The organism is Nocardia cyriacigeorgica, assembly GCF_005863245.1.
In the GTDB taxonomy this organism is placed as follows: domain Bacteria; phylum Actinomycetota; class Actinomycetes; order Mycobacteriales; family Mycobacteriaceae; genus Nocardia; species Nocardia cyriacigeorgica_C.
In genome coordinates this window covers 246,331-266,113 of the sequence record NZ_VBUT01000002.1, presented here as the reverse complement: position 1 = coordinate 266,113, position 19,783 = coordinate 246,331, and the positions used below count along the sequence as shown (strand labels likewise).

The window sequence follows — 19,783 nt, the reverse complement described above, 5'->3', positions numbered from 1 at the left end:
CATCGCACCAGAACCAGCACCGAGACAGCGAATCTCGGCGGTCCATCTGCCGACCCTATCGTCATACCAGGGCGCTAGGCTGCTGTGCAGACCAGGCTGGGGATCAGGAGGTGCCGGAGTGCGGGATCGGCTGTTGCGGCGAATCGTCGAACTGCTCTCGGCGCAGCCGTGGCTCACCGCGCTCCAGCTCGTCACAGCGATCGACGATACGAGCGTTACCCGCAGCGATGTGAACAGCGTTCTGCACCGCCATCGCGACGATCTGTTCGACAAGGACGACAGTCACACGCCCCCGCGCTGGGCGCTGCGCAAGGGTGCCGCCATCGACCCGGTGCCGCAGCCCGATCCGGCCGCGCGGCCCACCTCGGCCGGTAAGCCGGCATATGCCGGTCCACCGCTTCGCGATTGGCAGCGTGCGGCACTCGACGAGTGGAGCGACAGCGGCCATCGCGGGATCATCGAGTCGGTGACCGGATCGGGCAAGACTCTGGTCGGTGTCGCGGCAGCAGGGCGCGCCGTCGAGGCCGGGCACCGCGCAGTCGTCGTCGTATCCGGCTCCGAGGAGCAACACCGCTGGTCGCAGGCCTTACAAGCGGCCTTGCCTGGCCACCGGGTCGCAATGGCGGGCCTCGGCAAGGCGACAGCCGCGGCGGATGTCCTGGTAGGAACCGCTGCCTCGGTAGCCGCGGCACGGGTCGGCCGGGCCGGCGATACCCCGACCACCGTTATCGTCGATGACGTTCACAGTTACGGTCCCGGAACGTACGCCAAAGCACTCGCCGAGCATCATCTGTGGCGGCTGGGACTGACCTCGGCACTCGAGCGCACCGACGATCTCGTCGAATCGGTGCTGGTCCCCTACTTCGGCACGATCATTCCTGGCTGCGACTATGCGCGTGCAGTCGCCGACGGGTTCCTGCCGAAGATCCGCCTGGTTCAGGTCGAGGTGCAGTTGACCGACGACGAGGCCGGCAAGCTGCACAAACTCGAGGCGGAGATCGAGCATGTCACCGACATGCTGGTCGGCAGTTACGGTGCACCCGACCCGCACGACAGTGGTTTCGAGCCCTTCGTTCGGTCTCTGGCCGCCGGCCGCTACACCGCGGCGCAATATGCCAAGAAGTACTTCAACGCCGTTGCCGCGCATACGGCTTTGCTTGCAGAGTGCCAGGCCAAGCTGGACCTGGTGCGTGCGATCCCCGCAGTACTACCGACGAATAGCCAGGCGATCCTGTTCACCGATCGTGCCGCATCAGCCGGCCAAATCGCCCGGGTACTCGAGGAGGGCGGGCTCACCACGGCCACCAGCGGTGTCGGGTCCGCAAAACCTGACCGCGACGCCATCGCGGCCGGCCTACGCGAGGGCGCAGTGCGTGCGCTGGTCGAATCACGTGCCCTGGACGAATCGCTTACCGTGCCGCGAGCGCGGCTGGGCGTGTTCTTGAGTTCGGCTCGTTCGACCGGGCAGATTGTTCAGCGTATGGGCCGGCTGATCAGACCGGATGCCGACCAGCCGATCGTGTTCTTGGTTGCGATTGTCCGAGGCACCCCCGAGGACCCCGCCCAAGGGTCCGCGGGGACGCATCTGCGCCAGCTCTGGCATATCGCCGAGCGGGCGGCTAGAACCGATGAGACACGAGCGATCGATGTCTTGCGCCGTATGCTGTGGCCGGATGAGCCGGCCGCGCCTGTACCCGTAGCGCAGCGATCGGCAGCAGCACCGGCGATGGCTACTGATTCAATTGGTGTGCAGCAGGTTTCGCATCCTCAGCCGGTTCAGACGGCAGACCATGCCTCGACCGCACCGCCCATCGGCGCTGCGTCCACGCAGGATACCGGCGATATGGTCCTGTCCGACGATCTGATCGGCGAGCTCCGCGCACAGGGAGGCATAGCTACCGCCGACGAGCTCGGTGATCTCATCGGTCTCACCGATCCCGACGACATTCTCTCGGCCGTCACCGCAGCCGCCGACCACGGTCGCCTCGACTTCAGCCCGATCGACGGGGCAGGCGAAATGATTCTTTTGTCGGCCGACGCCGGGGGCACACCAGCGCAGCGCCGGGATGCTGCGGCGGCGGTTGCTGAGTGGGCTGTGCACTCCGACGACCCGATCGATGAATTCCACAGCCTCGTCGGCCGATTGGGCTCACTTCGGATCGCACCGCATCGATTGATCCAGATCGCGGCTTTTCTGCGTGGAACAACCCCCACCGCGCTGCTATGACCGCGCGGGGGCGAGGTCCGCGGATAGGTCCCGAGCCAGGGGCCACACAAGTGCGAGCGCAGCGATAGCCCGATCAGTCAGTTGCGGATGACCAATATCCGCCAGCACCGTTTTCATCAGCGCGGCACGGTCGTGCCAGCCGTTCCGTTGTGCACAGTGCGCTGTCATCTCGGCCAGTTCCCTGGCCGGCACCTCCTCGATCGACCGCGCACCCAGAGTTCGCCAGCGGGTCAACGGTTGCTCCGGAAGCCGGTAAGCGAACCGGAGCGGATCGTTGAAGCCGAGCGGGTCGTCGTGGCGGAGCGCGCCGGTTTCGACGGCGCGCCGCAACCCGTCGAGAAGCGCCTTCTGCTGGTCGCCGATGTCGCCATCGCGATTCTCGCGCAGGTAGATCGCGACAATTCGTCCACCGGTGACAGGTCCTTCGACCCCCACCACGCTGACCAGATCGGCGATCAACCGGGAGTAGTCGTCCGTAGTCGATTTCGCGTGGGCGAGCAATCCGGTGAAAGCCTGGTACTCGGTGATCGACGGTGCCGACTCTTCATCGGGTACCTCTGTCAGCGCATCGTCGGCGACGTTTCCGTGCTGCACCGGCATTGCCGGTTGATCGATGGCATCGCCGGTGTCGGCTCCTGGGCGGATGACACCCTCGGCGATCGGCAGCGCAGCATCGCTGACTACCGACGTGGCGACTGATGGTTGCAGCGCTGGCTCCGGCCGATCCGGGAAGTCCGTCGCTCCCAACGGAATAGTGTTCTCATCTGCCGCGGCGTAGTTACCGCGTTCACCGTCCACTCCGTCAGCGGCCGACGCTGTACCGGCTGCCGGCGACGCCGTACCGGCAAGTCTCGACTCGTCGCCGGGCTCGGTGGATCGCTCTGCGGCCGCCACCGGGCTCTCGGCGTGGATGGGCTCCGCCACCGGATCCGGATCATCGGGCAGCGGCTCGATGCTCAGCTCGTCGAGCAGCTGCCACAACGGGGCAAGGCAGGTGTCAGGGTCTGCCGCGAACCTCGATTGGCGAATCCGGAAGAAGGGCCAGCCGCACCGTTCCAGGTCACGCTGTTGAGCGAGGTCCCGATGGAATTGTTCCGCGCCGTTCCAACGGTCGCCCTCGCATTCGATTGCGAGCTTGCGATGGTCACCGATAACGACGAGATCGAGGTCATATCCAGCCGCGTCGTAGTGGGCGCTCACCTGATAGCCCCGGTCGACCAGGCAGTTGTACACCTGCTGCTCGAACAGCGATTCGAACGGCGCGACGATGCGGTCCACGGGCACGGGCTGTGGCCGGGCCGACGCCACAGCTCGATCGGATTGCTGAGTCTCGATGCAGTACTTCAACAGCTGGTATCGCATATCATCCGGATTGGTCAACTGCTCCAGCGTCACCGAGTGGAACAGCCATAGTTGATCTCGTGCCCTGGATACCGCGACGTTGTAGCGCTGCACGGTCTGCTCTCGCGTCTGCGCGACGAGACGGGTATCCGGGCCAGGCGCCTTCACCATCGACAGGAAAATGACGTCGCGTTCGGCGCCCTGGAAATCGGCGGCGTCGCCGCAGCGCAGTTGCCGGCGCGCGATCTCCTCGGGTTGCAGTGTCTGCATCAACCGGTCCCAGATCAGTTTCGCCTGCGCCTGGCCGAGCAACGAGATCACGCCGAAGGACTTGCCCGCATACCGCGGGTTCGCGACACATTCGGCCACCTGCTCGACAATGCGCTCGGCTTCAAGCACATTCACGTTGTTCTTGGTGCTGTCCGCGCCGGCAACGTAGACCGTACGAATGGGTGGCAATCGGTCGGCGCCGTACAGGCGCACGGGTACCAGCCGGATACCCTGTGGTTCGTAGGCGATCTTGTTGCAGAACTCGATGATCTCGGGCACGCACCGGCGATGCTCCACCAGTGGGAGACGACCGGAAAACCGCATCGCCGCCTCGTCGAACAGGCTGCGTTGGGGTATCTCGAACGACGCACGGAACCGATCGTCCGGCAGGTATTGAGCGGCCAGGGCACGCAGCTGGTTCTCATCGACACCGACGGCGGCCGGCGATACCTGCCGGTCGTCGCCGATGACGACGATCCGCGGCGCGAGATACTGCAAGAAGACAGCTTCGAGACCGGCCTGCGACGCCTCGTCGATCACGACGACATCGAACATGTCCTGCTCGATATCGAGCTGTTCGACCACCCGGTAGATCGGCATGATCCAGGCCGGTACGGCCGGTCGGCACCGCGCAAGCGTCTGCTGGATATCCGCCTTCCGCCGTGCCGCATGCTGGCCCTTGCCCTTACCCAGTTTGCGAACCAGCTGCACGTACTGGCGCAGATCCGATCGTGCGGTCAAGGTCAGCCGTCCGACCGCACGCTCCCAGGACCGCGCGACAGCAAGCACCGTGGCTTCGTCCCGCAGCGCGGACTCGACTCGGTCCAGGCGTTGGAAGAGGTTGTTGATCTCCTCATCGGCGTGATCGGTGAGCCAGCCGGCCACCCGTGCCCAATTCCATGCCTGTGGCAGATCGGCGATCCGGCCGGCCCAGCGTTCCTCGCCCGGATCCGCCGCGATCGCGTCCCGAAGCCGCGGCAGCGCACTCATGCGAGCATCGAGCTCGAGGCGCCTGCGGTACCGTTGCCGCAGATCATCGAGTTCGGCCAGCCGGATGTACGCAGCGCGATACCTACTCAGATCGTGGTGCTCGATCGCTGAATAGAGCTCGCGGACGTTCGAGGTGCTGCGCGGATCGTGGTACGCCGTCCCCAGCCGGTGCTGTAGGCGGCGTATCGGTTCCTCGCTCGCCCGCTGTTCGTCCATGGCCGCGACCGCATCGAAGGCGTCCATAAGGGTGCGCACGGTCCGCGGTTCGGACCAGTCCGGCTCGGGCAACCCGAACTCGGTGAGCTTGCGTCCGGCCTGCATGAGCTCAGCACCGAATCGCAGGACCTGACCGAGCTGAGCCAGCCGGTCCCGGTGCCACGCCAGCCTCCCCCGTAACGGACCGCCCGCCGGTGGGGTCAGCCGCTCGTCCCACACTGCGTCCAGCCGGGCGAGCAATCGAGATGCTTCGGCGTACTGCCAGAACATGTCGAGCTGTTCGGCCGAGGTGGGGATGCGGCCGTCGACGCGCACACGTTCGAACAACGGCGCCGCGTCCTTGACCACCCGCGGCGCTGTGAGCCCCATCTTCGGCGAACCGTCGGCGTTCGTTTTGATCTCGCCGTGGGACCGGAGGCGGGCCAGCAGCGCCTCCGCCAGCGAAACCAGCGGCCCCAGATCCTCCCCGGACACAACGACATCGGTCATGCCGAGCTTTGCGACGCACTGTTCAGCCGGGACCAGCAGCTCCCCGAGGTGTTCGGCCCGCGTGTGCCATTCGCCTGCGCTGCCGGCGCGAATATCGGCGACCGCAGCGCGATACCAGGGGTCACGAGCCTGGGACAGGTTCGATCCCGCCTGATCCAACCGGGCCACCAGCGCCCGGAGTTCGCTCCTGGTAGCAGGGGTGAGTTCAACGATTCGCCGTACCAGCTCCGTGCGGCCCACGTGGTCGTATTCCCGGCACCGCTGCGTCGCCGCGCGATGCCGGGCGAACCATTGCTCGACATCTGCCAGCGGCGCTACCTCGCCCACGGTGAGCAACGGCGGTGCGGCAACCTCCGGATCCCGCAGTACATCGTCGACCAGGAGTCGGCGCCACTGATCGATGTCAGAGGGCGCGATCGGCAGCTGCTCGTCCGCACCCGGTGTCACCAACTCTGCCAGCCAACCGTATCGCGACGCATCGTCACGGTGACGCAACACGATCTCGGTCAATGTCCCGGTGTATCCGGCACATTCGTGAAAGGCAACCTCACGCTCTCGCGAACGGAGCAACTGTTGCCTGATCTGCGCGCGCTCCTGGCGCAACGCGGCGATCCGCTGACCGGCCGCCTCGATCGTTCTGCCGGTCCGCGCCCGGTCCTGCTCGTGATCGCTCGCTGCGGCAGAGATCTTCTCCACCGCTGTCTCGAGATCGGTGAACGCATCGCGGGAGGTACCGACCACCGCGACACACAGCGGTTTGATCTCGTCACGGAGTTTGCCGCGCACCTCTTCCAGCGCACGGTCTGTCTGTGCGGTGACCAGGACCCGTTTGCCCTGTGCAAGAAGATGAGTGATCAACGCGGCGGCGGTATGGGTTTTTCCGGTGCCCGGCGGGCCCTGCACGATCGTGTGCGCACTCGTATCGACATGCTCGAGGATGCTCAACTGCTTAGGGTTGAGTTGTATCGGCAGGAACGAGTCGGTGCCGTCCCGGACGATCGCGCCATCGTCGGCGGTGGGCGTCCGCTCCGGAATGTAATCGGGATCAACCAGATTCCGGATGCCCTCGGGCACTTCGCGGTGTTGACGAATCTGCGCGCCAATGGTTTGCAGTACCCGCACGAGCCCTCGCCTGCCACGCTGGCGCAGGATCAGTGCGGGTGCGTACGCGGCCCACGGCTGCGACGACGGTGCCACGACGGCCATATCGTCCTGGTAAGTCGCCGCTGGATCGATGCAGTGGATGAGCCGGCGCACCAGGCTGGCAATGCCCGGCCGATCGAACGGGTCGATGCCGTCATCACGAGCGGAGTCCTGGGCCGCGCGCACCAGGCCCGGTGCGGCGAGTTGAGTGTTCTCCAGGAAATCCAACAGCTCGACAGCCAGACCAGTCGCACTGACCTCGGCGGTTACCATGATCGTGCCCGAATCGGTGTCGAAGTCGACCTTGACCGGCGCAGTGAGGACATGCCGCCGCACTGCGCTGTGATTCTTCGGCTTCCAGCTGAGGCACCCGAGACCGAGCACCGCCTCATGGGTCTCCGACGACCCACTCAGGGCCGTGTACATGTCGTAGAGGCTGTGGTAGAGCTTCGATGCCAGCAGGTCACGACGGGTCTGAGCCGCCCACAGCCGCCACGTCCGGATCCAGCTCTCGAACTGTTCCACCACGTCGGGATGATCGAGGATACTGAGCTCGCGCTCCCCGTCCACGCGCGTTTCCCGCAGATACGGCTCGTTCTCCGGATCATCGAGCCTGCCTGGCTGCAACCATGCTCGCACCGCGCGGTCCACCAGCCGAGGCGGATCTTCCAGGCGCACCTTCTCGACAACCAGGAACGGGGCGCCGGCAGACTCCGGCTGATAACGAATGGCCTGGTGAATCGGCAGTTCCGACAACCAGATCACCGAACCCAGGCCGGCGGCATCATGGGTTCGGGCAGTACCGATATCTTGAACTCGGGTCAGGTACTCGAACAGGTTCGCCGCCCGATTCACCATGCTCGGATCCGATGCCGCAATCGACCTGTCACCCACGCCCCGCACCCACGCCTCCTCGCCAGCCGATAAGCACCCGTCTCCGACGCTATCGTGGCTGCGTTCCGTTCCGCTACACAGCGGACCGCCCAGTACACTGCGACACGGCTGGACGAGACAGGACCTGTTCGCGGGCGACCGACATCCCGTGGACGCATTCAAGGGGTGGGAGGACAGGTTGCCCGAGTTCAAGAGCGAGATCCGTCGCAGCCAGATCGACGGTCTGGCGGCCAAGGTGGCCAAACGAAGCTACCGAAAGTACCTCGAGCGGATGACGCTGCGGCGGGTACGAGGATTCGTCGATTGCGAAGTGACCTTCGACTTCCCGGTGACAGCGCTGGTGGGGCCCAACGGTGGTGGGAAGACAACCGTGCTCGGTGCCGCTGCCCTGGTTTATCGGAGTGTGCCACCGGGACGGTTCTTCGCCAAGAGCGGCAAATACGACTCGAGCATGCAGAATTGGTCGATCGAGTACGAGTTGATCGATCGCAGTCTCAACACTCGCTCTCCGGTCTCGCGTACCGCGAGCTTCAAGCGGCTCAAGTGGAACCGCAACGCCGTCGAACGCGATGTCCGGCTCTTCGGTGTGGACCGGACTCTCCCCGCCACCGAACGTCAGAATCTTCGAAAAGCAACAGCCGGGTCGTTTCTCGCGGTCAAGGAAGAGCAGCTGCCCGTGGACGTCACTACGCACGCCGAGAAGATTCTCGGCAAACCGATCTCCGGGTACCAGCAGCTCTATCTCGATGCCGAGGACCGGGTCAGCATGTTCACCGGGCTGACATACCGCGGTGAAGCGTATTCGGAGTTTCACTTCGGAGCGGGTGAAGCGAGCATCATCCGGATGATCGCAGAGATCGAGGCCGCGCAAGACAATGCGATCGTCTTCATCGAGGAGATCGAGAACGGCCTCCACCCCGTCGCGACCCAGCGAATCGTCGAGTACTTGATCGACGTCGCAGCACGAAAATCATGCCAGGTCATCTTCACCACGCACTCCAACGATGCGCTGGCACCCTTACCTCCGATCGCGATCTGGTCAGCACTCAGTGGCGAAGTGATCCAAGGTAAGCCGGATGTGCGAGCGCTGCGCACGCTCACCGGGCAGATCGACGCACAATTGGCGATCTTCGTCGAAGACTCCTTCGCCGAATCAATGGTGGCGACCGCGCTCCGCACCCATGGTGGTGTCGAAATGGACGCCGTCAAAATCCACGCGATGGGCGGTGCATCACCCGCGGTGAAGATGACCGAGCATCACAATGAGAATCCGACGACCAACTTCCCGGCGGTGTGCCTGCTCGACGGCGATCAAGCCGACCGAGTCGCTCCGGCCAAGCGCATTCACATACTTCCCGGCACGGAGTCGCCGGAAGAGCATGTTTTCCAACGCGTTTCGCAACAACTCGATGAGTTGTCCGCCAAACTCACTGTCGCACTGCATCTCCCCGTCCATCGGCAGGAGGAAGTGAAATCGGTGATCCAGCGACGTGGACTGACCAACCGCGACCGGCATGTGATTTGGGAGCAGATCGGCGAGGATCTCGATTTCACCTCGGGCCACACCGTATCGACCGCGTTTCTGGCAACCTGGGCGCAGGCTTATCCGGAAGAAGTGACTCAGATCGTCACGGCGCTCGGCGATCTGTTGCCCATCCGTGCCGCAGGAACATAGCCCGCGGCCGCGGATCGACTGCGATCACAGACCGTGCATCGACGCCGGCCGGTGGACCGGTGGACCGGTACTCGGACGGCAACCCGGCAGATGACAAGGTGTCAGGTGCGGCAGTAACAGTGGTGGAGGTGTGGTGACATGGCCGACATAGTTCTTGCCCGCATCACGGGCGCCCGGCAACTCAGCACGGCCGCGAAATCCAAGATCTACGACTTTCTGGACCACCTCCGCACCGCTGACGGCTCGGCCGCCGCCAGCTACCTCGAGCAGGTCGACAACGCACGCGACCAGCGGGTCCGGCTCGGCCGGATCGACAGCCACCACAGCGCGATCGTGTTCCGTATCGACCCGGCGGAAGGTAACACCACCTACATCTTCACCGGTGCGTGGAAGCATGAAGACGCAAGAGCGGCGGCCCAGAACTCGATCCTTCGGGTCAACCCGGTATCCGGTGTGCTCGAGTGCGCCGTCGACGGCAGCAGCGTCCGCGCGAATATCTCTGCCCGCCCCGAGTACCGCGATCACGACGCGGTTGAGGTGGCACGGCCACCGACATCGATTCTCACCGGCTTCGGGCACACGGCCGGTGATCTCGTCGACCACCTCGGCCTGGATCGGGCAATCGCGGAGCGTGCGCTCGCCGCTACCGACCACACCACCCTCGCCGATATCGCGCACTCCGCCGGAGTCGAAGCGGGGAGCTGGCAAAGCGATGTTCTACTGGACCTGGCTGCGGGGGGATCGGTCGCCGATATCCGCCAGCGATACCACCTCGGCACGACTGGCGTCGATAACGCGCTGGACGAAGAGCGGCAAATCGTCGCCGCGCTCGACCATCCGACCTCGAAGATGCACTTCGCCTATATCGGCGACGACACCCAGGAATTGCGCCGAGTTATCGAAGAGGGCGACTTCACGGCATGGCGAACCTTCCTGCACCCTGTGCAGCGCCGCTACGCCGAACGGCACTACAACGGCGTTTTCAGACTGTCCGGTGGCGCGGGCACAGGTAAGACCGTGGTGCTGATTCATCGCGCACACCGCCTGTGGAAGCGCAATCCGAACGCGCGCATCCTCTTGACAACGTTCAACACAGGGCTTGCGCAAGTGCTCGAACAGAACCTGCGAATACTCGATCCGGATGTCGCGCTTGCCCGGTCTGTCGGCAGCGCCGGAATCTATGTGCGGAGTATCGACAAGCTCGCCCACGATATCGTCAACCACGCAGACGACCTGGATAACGCGGTGTCGGACGTGCTCGGGACGCGGACCTCAGCGGCATTGCGCGCCCGAGCCGGCAACCGCACGATCCACGATGCGTGGTCCAGGGCTATGAAATCGACTGGGCTCGACAAAGATCCGGATCCGCAGGTCCGGTCCGCCGAATTCCTCGACAGCGAATACGTCAATGTGTTTCTCGCCCGGCGAGTGCGTACAAAGGCCGACTACCTGCGCCTACCGCGACGCGGCCGCAAGGTTCGTTTGACTCGCGCGCAACGGATCCGGGTATGGCAGACCGTCGAGGAATTCCGGGAGATCTGCAGGCGACGGCGCTTCTCCAGCTATCCGGAGGTTCTCGCGGTAGCTGCGGAGTGCCTGCGACTGCGTGCGGAGACAACCGCGGAAAGGATCGCCGATCACATTCTGGTGGACGAAGGGCAAGATCTCACTGCGACGCATTGGATGTTCCTGCGCGCGATGGCCGACGAGGGCCCTGACGACCTGTTCGTGGCAGAGGATCCACACCAACGGATCTTCACCGAGCCGCTGTGCCTGAGCGATCTGGGCATCAACATCGTAGGGCGATCACGCAGGCTGACCTTGAACTACCGGACTACCGAGCAGACCTTGCGTTTCGCGGTCAATCTCCTTGCGGACGGGTCGTACCTCGACCTCGAAGGCGAACTGGACTCGACCACCGGATACCGGTCGGCGCGCCTCGGACCTCCGCCGGTCATCCTGACGCTGCCTGCCTCCGAGGAGCTCTCGGCCATCGCGGCCCGCCTTCGCGAATGGCTTGCGGCCGGCCATGCACCGAATACGCTGGCGGTCCTCACTCGTAGTCGTCAGCGCCGCAAGACCGTGACACGGTACCTGTGCCGACACGGCATCGATGCTGCCGAATACGAAGAACACTCCATCAGTGCCGGATATGTTCCGGTGCTGACCATGCACCGCGCGAAGGGAATGGAGTTTTCGCGAGTCATCCTGACCGGAGTCGGACCCCAGTTCACGGTCGCCCCTGGAAAGGATGTCATCGAGCAGAGCGAGAACCCAAACGCTCTGTTGCGTGAAAGGTCGCTCCTCTACGTCTCCGCGAGCCGTGCCCGGGACGAGCTGGTGGTGATCCAGCGCAGCCACACGCCGTAAATCGTCCTTCCTCGAATGCGATCCCGAGGGAAGCACGGCCGGGCCGCAGCCAGAAGTTAGGCTGACCCGAGTTCGCCGCGCCGGATTGCCGCGGTGAAACCGTCCCATTCCGCCGGAGTGAAGACGAGGGCGAGGCCAGTGGGGTTCTTCGAGTCGCGCACTCCCACACCCGCCGAATCCAAGAACGCAACCTCCACGCAATCCTTCGTCGGCGCGCTCCGGCTGCTCTTGAACCAGCGGGCGTGGGATAGTTCAGCCGACACGGTCGCACTCCTCTACAAGATCGAGGCTTATCGCACGGCATTCGGCCTCGTCAAGAAGTTAGGCTGACCCGAGTTCGCCGCGCCGGATTGCCGCGGTGAAACTGTCCCAGGCTGCCGGAGTGAAGACGAGGGCGGGACCGGTGGGGTTCTTCGAGTCACGGACACCGACTGCGGAATTCACCAGGTACGCCACCTCCACACAGTCGCGACTTGCCGTACTCCGGCTGCTCTTGAACCAGCGGGCTCCGGATAGATCGACACTCACCGGGACAACTCCTCACTCACTGGACAGCTCATCGGCTAGCTGCTGGATCAGCCGACGGCTGCCCTCCTGATCCAGCGACACGCGCTGAATGTCAGCATACGCAGTCCGGTATTGCTGCACCTCGTCCGGCTTTTCCAGGTAGAGAGCGCCCGTGTACTGCTCGATGTAGACGACCGGCGGCTCAGTGAGGTTCGCTGTCAGGTGGCGAGGGAACTCCAGCAATACGAACGCACCGGTCAAGATGCCCTTATGTCGCCGGGTCGTCATCGGGACAACCCTGATGGACACGTTCGGCAGGAGATCAAGCTCCAGCAGATGCTGGAGTTGGCCGACCATCACCCCCGATGAGCCAACCATCCGACGAAGGAGCGCCTCATCCAGGAACGTGTCGACAGTGAGCGGCCGGTCGGCGTCGTAGAGCCGCGCCCGCCGTTCGACATGAAGCTGGAGCCGTTGTTCGATCTCGTCCGAAGGCATGCCAGGGAACTCCGCCCAGTGAATCTCACGGCGGTACTCGGTCGTCTGCAGGATCCCCGGCAGCAGAATCGTGTGGTAGGAGCTGAGCCGCTTCGCCGCATCTTGGAGCCCGATGTAGAGATCGAAGTCTCGCGGGATGCTGTCGCCGAATGCGTGCCACCAGCCCTTGGCATGCGTTTCCTCGACGAGCGCCATGAAGATGTCGGCGGTCTCGTCGTCCACCCGGTACATCTGCGCCAGGTGGCTGATAAACAGCGGGTTGATCTTCGTCGGCTGCCCGGTCTCCATCCTCCAGAAGGTCTGCTTCGAGACGCCGATCGCTTGCCGGGCTGCCTCCACCGAGATCCCGGCGGCTATTCGTTTCTCGCGGAGTAGTCCCGCGAGGATGCGGCGCGGGAGCGTGGAGTTGGTTGTGGTCGAACTCGCGGTCATCGTGGTGCTCCGTAGTGGGTTGCGCGGACGATTCGGGTTCGTACTGGAACCAATTGTGACGGCGCTCGGGAACTTTCGCCGCGGGATCGAGAAAACTCCCTCAGGAATGTTCCCGATGGCTGTCGATGGTGGTCAACTGGATCTGCGCCCGGTAGGGAGACGCCCCGAATCCGTTCCGTAACTCCCGCTCCGGTGTCCGTCATCGCACCGGGCCGGGCGCTTCCAATCCACCCTCGAAACACCGAAGGTCCTTGCAATGGAGCATGTTCCATTCGGCGACACGCCACGCACTCGCTGCCGGTACTACACGTCGTCTGCGGTCTGCCGGCCTGGATACACCCGACCGAACTCGGCCGCATCGTTGTGCCGGCAGAGCAGGTTTGGGCGCTGATGATGCCGTCGGCGCTCGGGCTCGCCGTCAAATCCGACCTCGAACGCTGTCGCAACCATGACGCCGGTTCCGGTGCCGGGCCGATCATCTCTCACGTCCGGTCGGGCCGCTGGAGCTTCCTCGTCGAACCCGACATTCCCGACGAGACCGCCCTATTCGCCGAAATGTTCCGCCTGAACGTATCCATCGTCCGATCCGGCGCCACCATAGCGCTCCCCTCCCCCAGCGACCGCGGCGAACTCTTCCGCCGCTGGATTCACCTCCCGCCCTGCACGATCCGCCCTTCCGGCCTGGCGGTTATCGATTCAATTCGCGCCTGCACCGCCCGCACAAGCTGTCGAAGCGTCCCGACTTCCGCGCCGGCCCGATGACGTCACCGGGCATGTTCGGACTGTCCATCACCGAACACCGCCGCGTGCCGACCATGACCATCGAACGAGCGCACACGGTCATGCAGCAGCACATCGAATGCCCGATCTCCGTGTGCCCGATCAAACAACAAGCCAAAGCCCGCCTGGTGGCCGCGCGCCGCATGGTGCCCGCCGACCGGCCGCATATGGGCTTCTGACCAAAATCTGGAGGAACGCATGCTCGAGGAATTGCCGCGGCGAGAGCCCGGCCGAACCCAGATCCCCTCGCCGAGAGTCCGTCTGGTGTGCCAACCACCCCGTGACCTCACCGAGTTGACGCGAATCGCCGAGGCCTTGCGCCAATGGCAGACCACGACCAACAGGAGGCCGCAGTGACCGACGACCATCGCGTCGCCCCGGACACCGCCCGCCTGCGCTTCCTGATGGCCCGAGCCCGCCGCGCCGGATACCAGCTCATAGCCGAACCGAAGGAACCCTGCCGATGGACGCTCGTGGACCTCGAGGACGGCGAGCGGCTGTTCGAATCCGCTTCCCTCGGCGAGGTCGAGCGCTACCTGAACGAATAGGTATCCGGTGTGTACGGCGTTCACAAGCCAGAATGCCTGGACGCCCACACTGATCCTCGGCGTCGAGGTTCCTCAGAACTTGCCCTGACTCACTGAACCGCTTCCACCACCTGCACGTCCCGCGCAGTCAGGTAGTGCGCGGGATCGAGTCCGAGTGCATCTCTTCTCGGCGATGCCCAGTACCGCGCATTGGCTTCTTCGAACGTATCGTCGCCGTCATAGGAGATCAGCCAGATGAACTGGCTGCGTTCGTAGTCCAGCCAGGCGCCACCGATCTCGAAGCCGAGTTCCAGACGCAAAGGCACTACCAGATCCCGCCACTTGGCTGCCCACTCGTCGAGGAGCCCCTCGCGGATCGTGTATGTCCGCAACTGCGTTGTACGCGGCATATCCGCTCCCTTCATCGTTGGCATCGGGATCGATCTGGGTGGCGTGGCATGTTCTCCCAACGAGAGTCGAGCCCGTGTGCACCGCAGAACAAATCGTTGTCCGTCAGCAGGAGGCCATCGCATGGTTCGCTGATCACACGCCATTCCTGCATGAGGACGCGATCGCCGAGGATACAACCCACGCCGCCGCCACTTCTGCTGATCCGCGAGATTGCTGTGGGGACCGATCCGAGTAAGCGATGTGTTCGATGCAGGGCTCGCTAGACGGCTTCCAGGACGAAAAACAGGAAGCTCAGGAACCTGCCGGAGGATGACTTCGGCAGGGCGCCGGGGAACAGATCCCGAGCTTCCGGTGCCGGTGGTGGTTCGCTGATCACCGCTGTGCGGAAGCCAGCAGCAATGAATGCGTCCGTCATGGCGTGCAACGGGCGATGCCAGTAGGTGAGCACGGCTTTCTGACCGTCGAAGGTGTACTCCTCGGAGTGCTTGACGGTGGCGAAGTAGTCGGCTTCGGGATAGCCCAGTTTGAAGACGAAGGGATGGTTGACGGCCACGATCAACCGACCGCCGAGCCTGAGCACGCGCCGCAGCTCGGCCAGCGGTGCGGTCCAGTCCTCCAGGTAGTGCAGGACCAGTGACGCGATCGCGTCGTCGAATGCGCCGTCGGGAAACGGTAGCGGACCGGCGATATCGGCGACGTGCAGGGCAGCGTCAGCGCCGAGTCGCCGCCGTGCCAGCTCCACCATTTTGGCGCTGGAGTCGAAGCCGGTCATTGTTGCGCCTCGGTCGCGCAGCGCTGCGAATATTGGGCCGGAACCACACCCTGCGTCGAGGATCTGCCTGCCGGCCACATCTCCGGCCAGGGCGACGATCGCCGGTCTCGCGTAATAGCCGTTGATGAGGTTGGTCTCGGTTTCGGCTGTATAGCCCTCGGCAAAGCTGTCGTAGTCGTTTTCCACGGGCGCATCAGTGGACTCGACAGGGCTCTCGGGAGTAGCGGGCATGCGGACCATCCTGCCGACTGGCCGATCAGGACGCCAGGACGCGACGCCGGGGCACCAGGAGATCAACGTCGAACGGCGAACGCGTGGTTTCGGCACACCGCACATCGGCTAGCAGTGCGGACCTGCCTGACCGCTGTGGCGCGGCAGCAGCGTTTCGGCGATTCATCGGCACACACTACGGACGAACGGAGACACAGAACTCGAGCTGAGGGCTCGGTGGTCAAGACTCGTTCAGCCGAGCACCCGAACCGTTTTCACACTCTCGCTGAATCGATTCCGCTAGTTCTACCGCGAGCGGAGACGGCCCCCCGGTGCGAGTGAGCAGTTCATCCCACGTAGCCGCTCCGGTGTTCGCGCGAGCCGTCGCATCCCGGACAACGGCAGCCGCCAACCCCGCCGTCCTCAGCAGGACCGGCACGTTCACATGCCGGACCGCCGCGTACTTCTTGTCGCCGTCCAAGCTGAGCGCTCGGGCGACGGACTTGCCGACAGAAGCCGCACCGACCATCGAGTGGGCTGCGAGCAGAAGCTCTGATCGGCGAGCTTGCTGGGCCTGATCCAGAGCTGTCGAGCCGGTGAGCTCGTAGGCGGCGGCGTGCACGTGTAGCCGGATGATCACCTCGGTGCAGATCGCGGGCAGTCCAGCAGAGAGGAGGCCGGAGCGCAGATTCAGACCGTTTCCGGTGGAAGTTCCCTGATATGCCTGGTGGATGAGCTTTCGCAGCTCGCGGTCGTTGAGGTCATAGAGCAGTGATGAGCCAGGCATGGGCAGGCCCATGGGGGTGACCATGTCGGCGGCGAGGTGTTTGAGAAGGACTATGAGGGCGTCGGCGAAGTTGTCGAGGTCGCCGCGGAAGCGGTCGGAGACTCGGACGGTCGATTTCTTGCCGTCTTTCCAGCGGATGCCGCGGAATTCGGCGTCCATGATCTGCTGTGTCGACTCGAAGATCCGGAAGAGGTCGTGGCCGGCCGAGCGCACGCGGTGGGCTTTGCCGCCGAAGCCGGGGCCCATGTAGTCGATGGGTAGACGTTTACCGGCCTTGTCCCATGTGCGGAGCAGTTTCGTTCGACCGAGCTTCTGGAGTTGCCCGAGAACGACGCCGTCGACTCCGGTGTCGAACCACGTGGCGGTCATTCCGATGAAGCTGGCGACGCCGACCGCCGCGAGATCGGCTGTGCTCCATTCGATCCGGGTGCTGGTTCGCCAGCGTTCGAAGGCGTCTCGTTGTTCGGCGGTCAGTGCGGCGTCGAAATCGATCTCGAACCAGCCGCGGTCGGCTCGGAGGCGGTCGTTGTCGCGGGTCAGTTCGTCGTAGCTCTGGGGCCCTGCGGTTTCCGGGACCGGGAGCGGGTCGACATCGCGGCCTTCGAGCAGAGCGTGGATGGTCGATTCGATGTCGTCGAGACGGCGATTCTGGGTGTCGAAGTTGCGTTCGAGGTGCTCGTCCATCAGGCGTCGGCCTCGGTCAGCGCGGCGTCGGGATCGGTGTCGTCGTCGGCATCGCTGGGGTCGTCGGACAGCCTGTCCACCACTATGTCGAGGGCGGTTTCAGCCAGCTGCGTTTGCTCGTACTGCTGGCGCAGGCGTTTGCGGAGTTCGCGGTTCTCGGCGGTGAGTCTGGCCTTGTCTTTGGACAATTCGCGGATCTCGTCGGCGAGGCGGTTGGTGAGGGTGGCGAGTTCGACGATCCGCTGCTGGAGGCTCTCGGCTACTCGACGTGCCTTCTCATCATCTTCATCGAAGATCATGCGCGCCACCAAGTCCAGCTTGATGGCATCGGTGATCACCTGCCCCGCTGTCCGCTGCGACAGACGCGCGCCCGCGGCACCGACGCTTGCCCCCGCGACACCGCCCAATCCGGTCAGGAGGGCGGTGCCACCGGCGACACCGAAACCACCGGCCGCGAGCGATCCGCCGCCGAGCGCGGCCAGCCCGGCGGAAGTCGCGGCGGCGCCGGACAATCCCATGGCACCGCCGACCGCCGCGCCGATCGCGGGCGCCGCCCAGCCAGCGGTGAGCAAGCCGGCACCGAGCCCTGCGACGGATACGACCGCGACACGACCCCATTTGAGCGACGCCCGGCGCAAGCGGCGCATGATCGCGGCGCTTTCCCGCTCCATGACCGGCAGGTCGTCGTCGCGCAGGTTCGGGAACATACCTGCGGCAACCCGGAGCGAGTGACGGCGCTCCTTCTCGACCCACTTGGTCTTGCCGTCTGCCCACGGCGAGAAGAGCAGTAGTTCGATCATCAACAGGACGGCCCGTTCGCGGTCGATGACGTTGCCGCAGAGCTCAGCGGGTGCGTCGGGCACCGATTCGATTGTGATGGGGTTACAGCTCTCGACGTAAGCGCGGATCCACGCCGGAGCCGAGTCGGAGAGCTGGTCCAGGAGTCCAACGGCCGACACTGCTGCCGAGTCGCGAGCCGCGATCTTGGCTTCGGGCGCGCGCTTCTCGGCTGCGATGTCGCGGTCGAGCATCATGAGTTGCAGGGCTGCGAGCAGGAAGGTTTCGCCCTCGTCGAGGTGCAGTTCTGCCGCGATGTCGCCGTCGTTGATCATCGTCACAGTGGCACTGTCGGTTTCCGGGCCCGGTTCGTTAGGCGCCGGTTCTGAATGGTCTGCGGTGGAACCCAGCGTGCCGCAACGATCTCAGTCCATTCAGGAGTGGCGCGACGCTGGGAATCGTCGGTCTGGGCTCCCGACCGGCCTCGGTATGACTCTGAGGTCCGATCGCCCGCACGCGCGCCCGCTCGACCATGATGAACCCATGTCGGAATTGAAATGGGACGACGTAAAGAACCTCTTCGACCCCGCTGTCATGGGTGCGCTGCCGGACATCTACGTGCATGACACGACCGTCGAGGATTGGCAGGCCGTGTTCGACCTGGTCCGGTCGAGTGGGTGGGAGTGGGTGTTTCGGGAAGGCGATGAGGTGAAGCCGTTGCCGACGGCGGCGGAGGTGTTGGGGCGGGGTGAGGATGAGGAGGTGGTCAGTCTGCATGTTCGGGCGGCGCCGGAGTTGTTGGCGATTTTTCGGCCGTGGAGTGAGTCGCAGGTGGAATTCGATGTCGACCTGCAGGAACTGCAGGGGCAGGTGGGACTTGATGTGCTGTCGGGGTTTCTCGGCACGATTGGGCGGCTGTTGGGGAAGGCGGTCGTGATGAACGCCGAGGGGGACATCGGGCATCCGGTGCTCGGGTACACGCCGGCGGAGGATCGTGTGGTGGTGATGGCGGATCCGGAGGGCTGAGCGGTTGGGGCACCAGGGTGGTGGGTGCGGATCTACACTGGTGGCGTGTTAGTTCGACGGCTGCTCGCAGCGTCCATGTTCGCCACTCTGACCGCGTTCGGGGCGGGTGCCTGCACTATGCAGGGTGACGGGTACACGAGTGAGTGCAAGGTCGAGGGATGCGTCATCACGTTCGAGCGCGGGGTCGACGCTGAGGCGAACGTCCTCGGGCTGAAGGTCAAGGTGGTCTCGGTGGAGGGGAATATGGTCACCCTGTCGGTGGGCGGGCAGGAAGTCAGCGTTCCCGTGGGTGAGTCGGGGTCGGCCGAGGGCAACACGATCACGGTGCGCGAGGTGACCGACCAGCAGATCGTGGTCGAGATTTCTTCCGGGTTGCAGCCCGGGGGGTGAATCGGCCGAGGCCTCGGGTCCGGACCACGGACCGGACCCGGCCGATCAGGAATCAGCTGTTCTCGCAGCCGATTCCGTTCCCGTCGCGGTCGAGGTCGTACTCATCCGGTCCGATCACCCGCACCCGCCCGGTGTACTCCGGCCCGTTCCCGCTCCCACCGGCGCAGTCCACGTCGGAGGTGATCGGCACGCACGGGTCGTAGGACTCATGGCATCCCGGCCCCGGCTGAGCCGAGGCCTGCACCGGAACCGACAGGACCAGACCGACAGCGACAGCGGACGTCCCGAGAACAGCGGCGATTCTCATCTTGCTCCATTCACTTGTGAAACGCCGATGATTCTCTCATGGGGTCGGTGGTGCCTGTGA

Annotated in this window: 19 protein-coding genes; 9 read left to right on the top strand and 10 right to left on the bottom strand. The window is 64.6% G+C overall.

Annotated elements, in window-relative coordinates; all coding sequences use genetic code 11:
• Positions 1-103 precede the first annotated feature (103 nt).
• On the bottom strand, positions 104-286 hold the full coding sequence (locus tag FEK34_RS29885; RefSeq protein WP_171048044.1) for a hypothetical protein: 183 nt from the start codon (positions 284-286) through the stop codon (positions 104-106).
• A 45-nt stretch (positions 287-331) separates the two neighbouring features.
• Between FEK34_RS29885 and FEK34_RS04520 the strand changes: the two genes are divergently transcribed.
• Entirely contained in the window at positions 332-2,227 is a 1,896-nt protein-coding gene (locus tag FEK34_RS04520; protein ID WP_171048043.1) for a DEAD/DEAH box helicase, read from the top strand.
• Here FEK34_RS04520 and FEK34_RS04515 read toward each other — a convergent pair.
• Positions 2,222-7,762 (bottom strand): AAA domain-containing protein, encoded by a 5,541-nt coding sequence (locus FEK34_RS04515; protein ID WP_212748695.1) that lies wholly within the window; start codon positions 7,760-7,762, stop codon positions 2,222-2,224. The two genes, FEK34_RS04520 and FEK34_RS04515, sit on opposite strands and share 6 nt — an antisense overlap.
• Here FEK34_RS04515 and FEK34_RS04510 point away from each other — a divergent pair.
• Positions 7,749-9,245 carry an ATP-dependent nuclease gene (locus tag FEK34_RS04510; protein ID WP_171048026.1) on the top strand — a complete coding sequence of 499 codons (1,497 nt, stop codon included), beginning with the start codon at positions 7,749-7,751 and terminating at the stop codon, positions 9,243-9,245. The two genes, FEK34_RS04515 and FEK34_RS04510, sit on opposite strands and share 14 nt — an antisense overlap.
• A 138-nt stretch (positions 9,246-9,383) precedes the next feature.
• Positions 9,384-11,615, top strand: a complete 2,232-nt coding sequence (locus FEK34_RS04505; protein ID WP_138446580.1) for a 3'-5' exonuclease — start codon at positions 9,384-9,386, stop codon at positions 11,613-11,615.
• 56 nt (positions 11,616-11,671) lie between these two features.
• On the opposite strand, the gene FEK34_RS04500 is transcribed toward FEK34_RS04505, so the two are convergent.
• Complete coding sequence (locus FEK34_RS04500) at positions 11,672-11,812, bottom strand: DUF397 domain-containing protein (RefSeq protein ID WP_349292411.1); 141 nt, start codon at positions 11,810-11,812, stop codon at positions 11,672-11,674.
• Here FEK34_RS04500 and FEK34_RS31255 point away from each other — a divergent pair.
• Positions 11,754-11,945 carry a hypothetical protein gene (locus FEK34_RS31255; RefSeq protein WP_349292417.1) on the top strand — a complete coding sequence of 64 codons (192 nt, stop codon included), beginning with the start codon at positions 11,754-11,756 and terminating at the stop codon, positions 11,943-11,945. The two genes, FEK34_RS04500 and FEK34_RS31255, sit on opposite strands and share 59 nt — an antisense overlap.
• On the opposite strand, the gene FEK34_RS04495 is transcribed toward FEK34_RS31255, so the two are convergent.
• Both FEK34_RS04495 and FEK34_RS04490 read right to left on the bottom strand, forming a co-directional pair.
• The gene (locus FEK34_RS04495; RefSeq protein WP_138446578.1) at positions 11,937-12,143 is read right to left on the bottom strand and encodes a DUF397 domain-containing protein; all 207 of its coding nucleotides are present in this window, start codon (positions 12,141-12,143) and stop codon (positions 11,937-11,939) included. The two genes, FEK34_RS31255 and FEK34_RS04495, sit on opposite strands and share 9 nt — an antisense overlap.
• 12 nt (positions 12,144-12,155) lie before the next feature.
• Entirely contained in the window at positions 12,156-13,052 is an 897-nt protein-coding gene (locus FEK34_RS04490; RefSeq protein ID WP_138446577.1) for a helix-turn-helix domain-containing protein, read from the bottom strand.
• Positions 13,053-13,442: 390 nt separating this feature from the next.
• Here FEK34_RS04490 and FEK34_RS04485 point away from each other — a divergent pair, with 390 nt between their 5' ends.
• From FEK34_RS04485 to FEK34_RS04475, 3 genes are all read left to right on the top strand, one after another.
• Positions 13,443-13,814 carry a DNA-directed RNA polymerase subunit beta gene (locus FEK34_RS04485; RefSeq protein WP_249358793.1) on the top strand — a complete coding sequence of 124 codons (372 nt, stop codon included), beginning with the start codon at positions 13,443-13,445 and terminating at the stop codon, positions 13,812-13,814.
• A gap of 11 nt (positions 13,815-13,825) precedes the next feature.
• On the top strand, positions 13,826-14,011 hold the full coding sequence (locus FEK34_RS04480; protein ID WP_249358792.1) for a hypothetical protein: 186 nt from the start codon (positions 13,826-13,828) through the stop codon (positions 14,009-14,011).
• Between the two features lie 174 nt (positions 14,012-14,185).
• Positions 14,186-14,380, top strand: a complete 195-nt coding sequence (locus tag FEK34_RS04475; protein WP_138446575.1) for a hypothetical protein — start codon at positions 14,186-14,188, stop codon at positions 14,378-14,380.
• A gap of 89 nt (positions 14,381-14,469) precedes the next feature.
• Here the strand turns inward: FEK34_RS04475 and FEK34_RS04470 are convergent, their stop codons facing one another.
• The 4 genes from FEK34_RS04470 to FEK34_RS04455 form a co-directional block, all read right to left on the bottom strand.
• On the bottom strand, positions 14,470-14,769 hold the full coding sequence (locus FEK34_RS04470; protein ID WP_138446574.1) for an NIPSNAP family protein: 300 nt from the start codon (positions 14,767-14,769) through the stop codon (positions 14,470-14,472).
• A gap of 260 nt (positions 14,770-15,029) precedes the next feature.
• Positions 15,030-15,782: a class I SAM-dependent methyltransferase gene (locus FEK34_RS04465; protein ID WP_171048042.1), complete on the bottom strand. Its 753-nt coding sequence runs from the start codon at positions 15,780-15,782 to the stop codon at positions 15,030-15,032.
• Between the two features lie 211 nt (positions 15,783-15,993).
• Positions 15,994-17,223: a hypothetical protein gene (locus FEK34_RS04460; RefSeq protein WP_138446573.1), complete on the bottom strand. Its 1,230-nt coding sequence runs from the start codon at positions 17,221-17,223 to the stop codon at positions 15,994-15,996.
• Positions 17,223-18,335, bottom strand: coding sequence for a hypothetical protein (locus FEK34_RS04455; protein WP_138446572.1), 1,113 nt, complete (start codon positions 18,333-18,335; stop codon positions 17,223-17,225). Before FEK34_RS04455 ends, FEK34_RS04460 begins: the two co-directional genes overlap by 1 nt.
• A 208-nt stretch (positions 18,336-18,543) precedes the next feature.
• Here FEK34_RS04455 and FEK34_RS04450 point away from each other — a divergent pair, with 208 nt between their 5' ends.
• Complete coding sequence (locus tag FEK34_RS04450; RefSeq protein WP_138446571.1) at positions 18,544-19,026, top strand: hypothetical protein; 483 nt, start codon at positions 18,544-18,546, stop codon at positions 19,024-19,026.
• A 45-nt stretch (positions 19,027-19,071) separates the two neighbouring features.
• Entirely contained in the window at positions 19,072-19,416 is a 345-nt protein-coding gene (locus FEK34_RS04445; RefSeq protein ID WP_249358791.1) for a hypothetical protein, read from the top strand.
• A gap of 52 nt (positions 19,417-19,468) precedes the next feature.
• On the opposite strand, the gene FEK34_RS04440 is transcribed toward FEK34_RS04445, so the two are convergent.
• On the bottom strand, positions 19,469-19,723 hold the full coding sequence (locus tag FEK34_RS04440; RefSeq protein WP_104361210.1) for a hypothetical protein: 255 nt from the start codon (positions 19,721-19,723) through the stop codon (positions 19,469-19,471).
• Positions 19,724-19,783: the final 60 nt, after the last annotated feature.